This is a genomic window from Streptomyces sp. NPDC020747 (assembly GCF_044334695.1).
Lineage (GTDB): Bacteria > Actinomycetota > Actinomycetes > Streptomycetales > Streptomycetaceae > Streptomyces.
Map to the genome: position 1 here is coordinate 1 of NZ_JBIRTJ010000043.1, position 9,390 is coordinate 9,390.

Consider the following 9,390-nt stretch of genomic DNA (forward strand, 5'->3'; position numbering starts at 1 on the left):
GCCGAAGACCGTGTTGACGTTGCGGTAGCCGGCGGCATGGCTGCGGCCGGCCATGCCGGCTCCGATCACCGCGACGGAGATGGGTTTGGCGGACGGGCTCATGGCGAGGCCTTTCGAAAAGAAGGGACGTGTCGGAAGAAGAGCGTGGTCAGTTGGCGTACTGCCGGCGGAAGTGGCTCTCGATGGCTTCCATCGAGCGGCCCCGGGTCTCGGGAACGGTGCGCACGTAGTACGCGATCGTCGCGGCGTTGATCGCGGCGAAGATCAGGAACGTGGCCCCGCCTATCGCGTCGATCAGCGGCGGGAACACCAGCGTGACCACGAAGTTGGCCATCCAGGTGCCGAAGACGGCCGTGCCCATCGCGAAGCCGCGCAGCCGGAGCGGGAAGATCTCCGAGAGCATCAGCCAGAACACGGTGGCTATGCAGCCCTGCATGAACAGCAGGAAGGTCAGCATGGACGCCAGCACGAGGTAGCTGCGGACGGTCGACTCGGGCAGGGCCAGGAAGCAGAAGGCGATCAGCAGGAGCGAGGCGGTGACGCCGACCTGCCCGGTCAGCAGCAGGGGACGTCGGCCGTACCGGCCGAGCAGCCACATGCCGGTCGAGACCGCGAGCACCGCCACGACACCGTTGGCGATGGTGGCCGTGAGGGCGGCCTGTGTGCCGAGGCCGGTGTCCAGCAGGATCGTCGGTGCGAAGTACATGATCGAGTTGACCCCGGTGAGCTGGGTCAGGGCGGCCAGCCCGAACCCGAACGTCACGAGGCGCCGCACCCACGGTGTGCTGAGGTCCCGCCAGCCGGCCTGCGGTTCATGGGCGTCGGCGGTCACCCGGCGCTTGATCTCGGCGAACTCCGCGTCGACGTCCCGCTCGTCGCGGATCCGGTTCAGGGTGCGGGCGGCTTCCTCGAACCGGCCGCGGGAGGCCAGCCAGCGCGGCGACTCGGGCACGAAGAGCATTCCGAACCACAGCAGCACGGCCGGGATCGTGGCGATCGCGAGCATCCAGCGCCACACGCCGCCCTCGCCCACGGTGTTGGCCATGATCGCGTTCGACGTGTAGGCCAGCAACTGGCCGGTCACGATCATCAGTTCGTTCTGGGTGACGAGGCGGCCGCGGTGCTCGGCCGGGGCCAACTCGGCGATGAACACCGGCACCGTGGCGGACGCGCCGCCCACCGCGAGTCCGAGCAGCACCCGGAACAGCACCATCACCGTGACGTCGGGTGCGAGCGCGGTGCCCAGCGCGCCGATGAAGAACAGCACGGCGAGCCCGAGGATCGTCCGCTTGCGCCCGTAGCGGTCGCAGAGACGGCCACCGAACAGGGCCCCGAACGCGGCGCCGAGCACGAGCGACGACGCGACGACCCCTTCGGTGAACGGGCTGAGCCCCAGTCCGCCGTCCTCGGGAGAACGGGCCATGAAGGGAAGCGCCCCGGAGATGACGCCGGTGTCGTAGCCGAAGAGAAGTCCACCGAAGGTGGCGATGACGGTGATGGTCCGTAGCCGCCGATAGACCCGGCGGGAGGAGTTGTCTTCATTGGTGGTGCTTGGTGTGGGGGCCTCAGTCGCGTCGTCCCTGACGTCCATGGCCACCTCCTGGCAGTTGTCGTGGGGGAGTCGTGCTCCTGCGGGAAGGGCGGACCGTCAGCTCGAAGTGGGGAAGTTGAAGCCGGCGGTCACCTGCTGCGCGGGCTGCGGCCAGCGCGTGGTGACGACCTTGGGGCGGGTGTAGAAGCGGATGCCCTCGGGGCCGTGGATGGGGGAGTCGCCGATGAGGGAGTCCTTCCAGCCACCGAAGGAGTAGTACGACATCGGCACGGGCACCGGCACGTTGATGCCGATCATGCCGACCTTGATGTTGCGCTGGAAGCGGCGCGCGGCCTCACCGGAAGCGGTGAAGAGGGCGGTGCCGTTGCCGTAGGGGTTGGCGTTGATCAGGTCGATCGCCTGGTCCAGCGACTCGGCGCGGATGACGGCGAGGACCGGCCCGAACAGCTCCTCCTTGTAGGCGTCCATCTCGGTGGTGACGTGGTCGAGGAGGGACGGGCCGGTGAAGAAGCCTTCCTCGTGGCCGTCGACCTTGAGGCCACGGCCGTCGACGACGACGGTGGCACCCTGGGTGGCGGCGGCGCCGACCGCGTTCTCGACACGCTCCTGCGCGACCTTGGTGACCAGCGGGCCCATGTCGGTGCCGGCGACGTCACCGGGGCCGACCTTGATCTCGCGGGCCTTGCGCTCCAGCACCTCGACCAGGGCGTCGGCGGCGTCACCGACCGCGACGGCCACGGAGACGGCCATGCAGCGCTCGCCGGCCGAGCCGTACGCGCCCGCCGTGATGTGGTTCGCGGCGAACTCCAGGTCGGCGTCGGGCAGGACGACGGCGTGGTTCTTGGCACCGCCGAGCGCCTGGACGCGCTTGCCGTGCGCGGTGGCCGTCTCGTGGACGTACCTGGCGATCGGCGTCGAACCGACGAAGGAGACGGCCTCGATGCCGGAGTGGGTGAGGATCGCGTCGACCGCGGGCTTGCCGCCGTGCACGACGTTGAAGACGCCGTCGGGCAGCCCCGCCCGCTTGTAGAGCTCTGCCACGAAGACCGCGGCGGAGGGGTCGCGCTCGCTGGGCTTGAGGATGAAGGTGTTGCCGGTCGCGATGGCGATCGGGTGCATCCAAAGAGGCACCATGGCGGGGAAGTTGAAGGGCGTGATACCCGCGACGACACCCAGCGGCTGGCGGAAGTTGTGCACGTCCACGCCGCGCGAGACCTGGTCGGAGAAGGACCCCTTCAGGACGTCGCCGAGTCCGCACGCGAACTCCACGACCTCCCGGCCGCGCGTGATCTCGCCGCGCGCGTCGTCGACCGTCTTGCCGTGCTCGGCGGAGATGATCCGGCCCAGCTCCTCCTCGTGCTCCACGAGGAGCTGCCGGAAGGCGAACATCACCTGGGTGCGCTGGGTGAGCGACGACTCGGCCCAGGTCTCGAAGGCGGCGGTGGCGGCCGTGACGGCCGTGTCCACGTCGGCGGCCGAGGCCAGGGCGACCCGGGCCTGCTCCTGGCCGGTGGCCGGGTTGAACACGGGGGCCGTCTCCGGGCTGGTCCCGGCGGCGAGGGAGCCGTTGATCCAGTGCTGGATGGTCTTCACGGTACGGGTTTCCTTTGCGGGGACGGGACTTACAGGTAGTGGCGCTGGTCCTGCTTGCGGGCGGCGTACGTCTCGTACGCGTCACGGGTGGAGTCCAGGGCGGAGGTCTGGCTCACCGGCACGTCCCACCAGCCGTGGCCGGGCGGGTTCGGCCCGTACAGGTCGGTCTCGACATGCACGACCGTGGTGCGGGTGGCCGCCTTCGCCTTCTCCATCGCCACCCGGAACTCGTCGACGGAGGTGGCGTGCAGGACGTCCGCGCCGAGCGAGGAGGCGTTGGCGGCGAGGTCGACGGGGAGTACGTCACCGTCGAGCTGACCCGAATCGCCGTCGCGGAAGCGGTACTTGGTGCCGAACCGCTGCGAGCCGAGCGACTCGGACAGGGCGCCGATGGAGGCGAAGCCGTGGTTCTGGACGAGGACGATGATGACCTTCAGGCCCTCGGAGACCATGGTCACGATCTCCTGAGCCATCATCAGATACGAGCCGTCGCCGACGAGTACGACGACCTCGCGCGACGGATCGGCCATCCTCGTGCCGACACCGGCGGCGACCTCGTAGCCCATGCAGGAGTACGCGTACTCCACGTGGTAGGCCTTCGGATCCCGCGCCCGCCACAGCTGTTGCAGGTCTCCGGGCATGGAGCCGGCCGCGTTGATGACGACGTCACGGTCGCCCAGGACGTCGTTGAGCGCGCCCAGGATCTGGGTCTGGGCGGGCAGTTCACCGGTGTTGCGGTCGGTCGCGAAGCACTCCTCCTCGATCTCCCGTGTCCGGGCGATGAGTTGGCGGGTGTGGTCGCGGTACTCCGGAGCGACCTCCCAGTCCGTCAGCGCGCCCGCGAGGGCCTGGACGCCGAGCCGGGCGTCGGCCACCAGCGGCTCGGCCGAGTGCTTGACCGCGTCCAGGCGTGCCACGTTGAGGTTGACGAAGGTGACGTCCGGGTTGCCGAAGACGGTGTGGCTGGCGGTCGTGAAGTCGCTGTACCGGGTGCCGATACCGAGGACGACGTCCGCCTCGCGCGCGAGTTCGTTCGCCGCGAACGAGCCGGTCGAGCCGATGCCGCCGACCGCGTACGGGTGGTCCCAGGGCACCGCACCCTTGCCGGCGTGCGTGTCCGCCACCGGGATGCCGGTGGCCTCGGCGAAGGCGCGCAGCTGGGTCTCGGCGCCGGAGTAGACAGCACCGCCGCCGGCCACGATCAGCGGCCTGCGGGCACCGCGCAGCAGACGCGCGGCCCGCTCGACGGCGGCAGCCTCCGGCACCGGGCGGCCCACATGCCAGACCCGGCGCCGGAAGAAGGAGACGGGCCAGTCGTACGCCTCGGCCTGGACGTCCTGGGGCAGCGAGAGCGTCACGGCGCCCGTCTCGACCGGGTCGGTGAGCACCCGCATCGCGGCCAGCGCGGCCGGGATCAGCTGCTCGGGCCGGGAGATCCGGTCGAAGTACTTGGACACGGCCCGGAACGTGTCGTTGACCGTGACGTCCCCGCCGCGGGTGTCCTCCAGCTGCTGGAGGACCGGGTCGGCGGCGCGGGTCGCGAACATGTCGCTGGGCAGCAGCAGGACCGGGATCCGGTTGGTCGTGGCCAGCGCCGCACCGGTGATCATGTTCGTGGAGCCGGGGCCGGTCGACGCCGAGCAGGCGAAGGTCGCCAGCCGGTCGCGCATCTTCGCGTACGCCACCGACGCGTGCACCATGCCCTGCTCGTTGCGGGCCAGGTAGTAGGGCAGGTCGGCCTCTTTGGTGACGGCGGCCTGCAAGAGTGCCTGACCCAGACCGGCCACGTTGCCGTGCCCGAAGATGCCCCAGACCCCGGGGATCAGCCGCTGCTCCTGGCCGTCCCGCTCGCTGTACTGGTTCGCCAGGAAGCGTACGAGGGCCTGTGCGGTGGTGAGCCTGATCGTTTCCATCACTCGGTCTCCTTGGCCCCGAACGGCAGCCGGGGGTCGGTCGCCTGGGAGTCCCAGGTGCCGCGGACCCACCCGTGGGCGGGGTCGTCGCAGATCAGCCAGGCGCGGTCCTGTCCGGGGCCCGCCATGACGTTGAGGTAGTAGAGGTCGTAGCCGGGCGCGGCGATCGAGGGGCCGTGCCAGCCGTGCGGGATCAGGACGGTGTCGCCGGTACGGACCTCGGCGAGCACGTCGATCGGCCTGTCCTCGGTGCCGTAGACCCGCTGGTAGGCGAAGCCGCCCTCGCCCGCGACCTGGAAGTAGTAGATCTCCTCCAGCTCGGACTCGACCGGGTTGCCGCTGTCGTCCGTGCGGACCTCGTCGTGCTTGTGCGGCGGGTACGAGGACCAGTTGCCGCCGGGCGTGAGGACCTCGCACACCAGCAGCTGCTCGGCGTCGAACGTGCCCGGCAGGCAGTAGTTGTTGACCTGGCGGGAGCAGTTCCCGGCGCCGCGCAGCTCGACGGGCACGTCCTCCTTGGGCCCGTACCGAGCCGAGTGACCTCCCTGCTCGGTACGGGCGGAGGGCAGCGCGAAGAGACCTCCCTGCGCGCTGCTGATCAGGGCTTCCGACTCGCGGGGGAGATACGCGAAGTCGGTGGCGGAGGCGAACACGCCTGTCCGACCGGCGAGTTCGAAGACCTTGCCGTCCGTGGTGACGGTGCAGGAGCCCGTCAGCGGCAGGACCAGGAACTCGGAATCCCCGGTGGACAGGGCGTGCGCCTCGCCCGGGCCCAGGGTCAGGATCCTGAGCCCGGAGTATCCCCAGCCCGCCGACTCGGGCGTGACCACGAGGTCGTACGGGCCGTCGGCCGAAGTCCCGTGGGGGAGGTGGTACTTGCTCGTGTCGCTCACAGCAGGCTCACCGCCCGGTCCACCGCGCCGGCGACGTCGCCGTCCGAGGGGTAGAGCAGGGAACGGCCGACGACCAGGCCCTGTGCGGTGGGCTGCTTGAGGGCCTTGCCCCAGGAGGCGAAGGCCGCGTCCGGGTCGGTGACCTCGCCGCCCAGCAGGAGCGCCGGGAGGGTGGAGGCGGCGAGAACCCGCTCCATGTCGTCCACGACCGGCAGCTTCAGCCAGGTGTAGGCGGTGCGGCGGCCGAGCCCCGAGGCGATGGTGATCGACTTGACGACGGCGTCGGTGGAGAGGTCGTTGCGGACCCTGCCGTCCTGCCAGGTGGAGAGGAACGGCTCGACCAGCGCGATGAGTTGACGGTCGTTCAGCTCGTCGACCGCGCGGGCGGTGTTCTCCAGGACGGACGGCGTCGCCGGGTCCTGGAGGGCGATGCGGGTGAGCATCTTGCCGCCGTCGAAACGCATCGCGGCGATCGTCTCGGCGTCGTAGCCGGTGAAGCGGTCGTCGATCTCGAAGACCGACCCCGCGAGCCCGGCCCGGTTCATCGAGCCGAAGACGCTCTTGCCGTCGAGCACGCCGAGCAGCAGCAGGTCGTCCAGGATGTCCGCGGTGGCCAGCACACCGGTCACACCGGGCCGCTCCAGGGCGACGCACAGACGGTCCAGCAGCTTGAAGCGGTCGGCCATCGCGGTGGGGTCGCCGCCGACGCCGTTGGCGCCGCGCGCGGGGTGGTCCGCCGCGATGATCATCGCCTTGCCGTGCTCGCCGAGCAGCGAACCGGCCCGCACACGACGCGCGGCGGCCGCCGCGACGGCACCGGGATCACTGACCCGGGCCTCCACGATCCGGCTCACGTTGTCAGACAGCACGTCGTCACACCTCTCGCTGAGAGTCGTCGGGGGAGCCGGAGGGGGCAGGGGAACCGGAAGGAGCGGGGGTCGCCGGGCGGAGCTTCGCCTCGACCTCGGCCTCGGTCGGCATGGCGTCGGAGCAGGACAGCCTGCCCGCGACGATGGCGCCGGCGGCGTTGGCGAAGGAGACGGTGCGGCGGGTGTCCCAGCCGGACAGCAGTCCGTGGCAGAGCGCGCCGCCGAAGGCGTCACCGGCGCCGAGGCCGTTGACGACGTCCACCGGGACCGGCGGGATCTCGGCGGTCGAGCCGTCCCGGTTCATGGCGAGCACGCCCTTGGGGCCCTGCTTCACCACGGCCAGCTCGACCCCGGCGGCGAGCAGCGCCTTGGCGGCCGCGTACGGCTCGCGCTCACCGGTGGCGACCTCGCACTCGTCGAGGTTGCCGACGGCGACGGTGGTGTGGCGCAGGGCCTCGGCGTAGTACGTACGGGCCGCCGCAGGGTCCTTCCAGAACATCGGCCGCCAGTCGAGGTCGAAGACCGTCGTCCCCGCCTTCGCCCGGTGTGCCAGGGCGGCGAGGGTGGCCGAGCGGCTCGGGTTCTCGCTGAGCCCGGTTCCGGTGATCCAGAAGACGCGGGCGTCGCGCACCGCCGCGAGGTCGAGCTCGTCGGAGCGGATGTCCAGGTCGGGGGCCTTGGGGAGGCGGTAGAAGTAGAGCGGGAAGTCGTCCGGCGGGAAGATCTCGCAGAAGGTCACCGGGGTCGGTGCGATGTCCGACGTACCGACGAAGCGGGTGTCGACGCCGTAGCCGTCCAGGGCCGTGCGGACGAAGTCCCCGAACGGGTCGCGGCCGGTCTTGGTGATCACGGCCGCGGAGTGGCCGTAGCGGGCGGCGGCGACGGCGACGTTGGTCGGGCTGCCGCCCAGGTACTTGCCGAACGTGGTGACCTCGGCCAGTCCCACGCCCGTCTGGAGCGGATATACATCCACTCCGACGCGGCCCATGGTCAGCACTTCCAACGGCATAACGCGGTTTCCCTTCGCTCCGGAGATCCCGGGGACGGTGGACTTAAAGCGCTTTAAAAACGCCTACAGCGGAGAACGATGCCTTCGCTTAAATGTCCTGTCAATAGGTTGTTACTACGAGATTTCGCGGGCCGGTGGTCAGGCCGGTGGTCGGGCCGCGAGGCCGATGGGGAACAACGGCCGCGACGGCCGATGAACCGGCGCCGCGCGCCGGTTCATCGGCGGTGTGCACGCCTGGCGACTCGGGCCCGAACCGCAGGTCGGGCCCGAGTGGGGAAGATGCCACGCGTACGGCGTACGGCATTCGGTACTCCCGGGCACCGCGGGACGCCCGAAGGGCGTGGGTGCCCGGGTGGCTGGGCCTGTCAGGGCCCGTCGGCGCTCGTCAGGACCCGGCGGCCAGGTACCCGTCGATCTTCTCGCGCATGAACCGCGAGGACTCGTGGGCTCGTTCCTCCCACGCGAACACGCAGGCGGTCAGCGTGCCGTCGAAGTTGTTCGCCTTCAGCTCCCGGAAGAGCTCGTCGAAGTCGACCTCGCCCTGCCCCATGTCCAGGTGCTGGTGGATCCGCGCCGTCGTGCCGGGCGGATTGAGGATGTACCGGTTGCCGGACGACGCCGTGTGGTCGAGGGCGTCGGCGAGGTGCACGTGGGTCAGCAGGTCGCCGGCGTACTGGATGATGCCGGGCGCGTCGTTGCCGATGTGGAAGGTGTGCGGGGCGCAGTACAGGAACGTGACGTTGGGGTGGTTGATGCCCCGGATCAGGTTGACCGCGTCGTAGCCGTTCTCGATGAAGTCGTCCGGGTGCGGTTCCAGGGCCAGGTGGATGCCCTCGCGCTCGAAGACCGGAAGGAGCTCGTCGAGGGTCTTCCAGAACTGCGCCTCGCTGCGGTCGGCCTGCTCCGGGCGGCCGTTGAACTCGGAGATCATGCTGTCCACGCCGAGGTCGGAGGCGATCTGGATGGACCGCTTCCAGTACCGTACGGCGGCCTGTCGGTCGTCCTCGTCCGGCCCGGACCAGCGGAACAGGGGCAGCATCGAGGAGATGCCGACGCCCGCCGCGTCCAGGGCCTTACGGAACTTCCGTACGGTGGCGTCGTCGACACGGGGATGCCGGAAGAACGGGATGAAGTCCTCGCGGGGGGAGAGCTCGATCCACTCATAGCCCAACTCGGCCACCACGGCGGGCAGTTCGAGCAGCGGGGTGTCGCGGATCATGTACGGATCGAGGGCGATCTTCATGAGGGAATGCCTTCGGGTCGGTAGGGGACGGTGGAGCATTGGATCGACGCGCCCTGGGCGCGCGGGTCCTCGGTGCAGTGGTCCTCGCGCTGAGGGCCGCGACCGATGTGTTCGCCGCTGTCAGCTGTTTCCATCGGAGGAAGTGGCGGCGGTGGTGGTGGGTGTTTTGAGGTCGTCGGCTTCGGGGAGTTCTTCGACGTCGACGCCGCGGACCTGGGCGAGTTCGTGTTTGAGTGCGGCGAGTTCGGCGCCGCCGGCCATGTGGTTGGTGAGTTCTTCGAGGGTGACCTCGCTGCGGGCGGCGGAGAGTTCCATGGT

At 70.0% G+C, this 9,390-nt stretch carries 7 protein-coding genes and 1 pseudogene; all 8 read right to left on the reverse strand.

All coding sequences use genetic code 11. From position 1 onward, the window contains the following. Positions 1-148 precede the first annotated feature (148 nt). Positions 149-1,591: a sugar porter family MFS transporter gene (locus tag ACH4YP_RS47795; RefSeq protein WP_398497873.1), complete on the reverse strand. Its 1,443-nt coding sequence runs from the start codon at positions 1,589-1,591 to the stop codon at positions 149-151. 57 nt (positions 1,592-1,648) lie between these two features. Continuing rightward, a complete protein-coding gene (locus tag ACH4YP_RS47800) occupies positions 1,649-3,145 on the reverse strand; it encodes a CoA-acylating methylmalonate-semialdehyde dehydrogenase (protein ID WP_398497875.1) in 1,497 nt (498 codons plus the stop codon). A gap of 29 nt (positions 3,146-3,174) precedes the next feature. Then, complete coding sequence (gene iolD, locus ACH4YP_RS47805; protein ID WP_398497877.1) at positions 3,175-5,058, reverse strand: 3D-(3,5/4)-trihydroxycyclohexane-1,2-dione acylhydrolase (decyclizing); 1,884 nt, start codon at positions 5,056-5,058, stop codon at positions 3,175-3,177. Continuing rightward, complete coding sequence (iolB, locus tag ACH4YP_RS47810; RefSeq protein ID WP_361072539.1) at positions 5,058-5,951, reverse strand: 5-deoxy-glucuronate isomerase; 894 nt, start codon at positions 5,949-5,951, stop codon at positions 5,058-5,060. Before iolB ends, iolD begins: the two co-directional genes overlap by 1 nt. Then, the gene (locus ACH4YP_RS47815) at positions 5,948-6,820 is read right to left on the reverse strand and encodes an aldolase (RefSeq protein ID WP_361072542.1); all 873 of its coding nucleotides are present in this window, start codon (positions 6,818-6,820) and stop codon (positions 5,948-5,950) included. Before ACH4YP_RS47815 ends, iolB begins: the two co-directional genes overlap by 4 nt. Positions 6,821-6,824: 4 nt before the next feature. Then, positions 6,825-7,829, reverse strand: a complete 1,005-nt coding sequence (gene iolC, locus ACH4YP_RS47820) for a 5-dehydro-2-deoxygluconokinase (RefSeq protein ID WP_361072545.1) — start codon at positions 7,827-7,829, stop codon at positions 6,825-6,827. A gap of 385 nt (positions 7,830-8,214) precedes the next feature. Further along, positions 8,215-9,072, reverse strand: coding sequence for a sugar phosphate isomerase/epimerase (locus tag ACH4YP_RS47825; RefSeq protein ID WP_361073433.1), 858 nt, complete (start codon positions 9,070-9,072; stop codon positions 8,215-8,217). Between the two features lie 120 nt (positions 9,073-9,192). Then, a pseudogene (locus ACH4YP_RS47830) lies at positions 9,193-9,390 on the reverse strand (sugar ABC transporter ATP-binding protein); the annotation flags it as partial.

Coding starts and splice junctions, on each gene's coding strand:
- ACH4YP_RS47795 (WP_398497873.1), bottom strand. CDS start 1,591: ATGGACGTCAGGGACGACGCGACTGAGGCCCCCACACCAAGCACCACC.
- ACH4YP_RS47825 (WP_361073433.1), bottom strand. CDS start 9,072: ATGAAGATCGCCCTCGATCCGTACATGATCCGCGACACCCCGCTGCTC.
- iolC (WP_361072545.1), bottom strand. CDS start 7,829: ATGCCGTTGGAAGTGCTGACCATGGGCCGCGTCGGAGTGGATGTATAT.
- iolD (WP_398497877.1), bottom strand. CDS start 5,058: ATGGAAACGATCAGGCTCACCACCGCACAGGCCCTCGTACGCTTCCTG.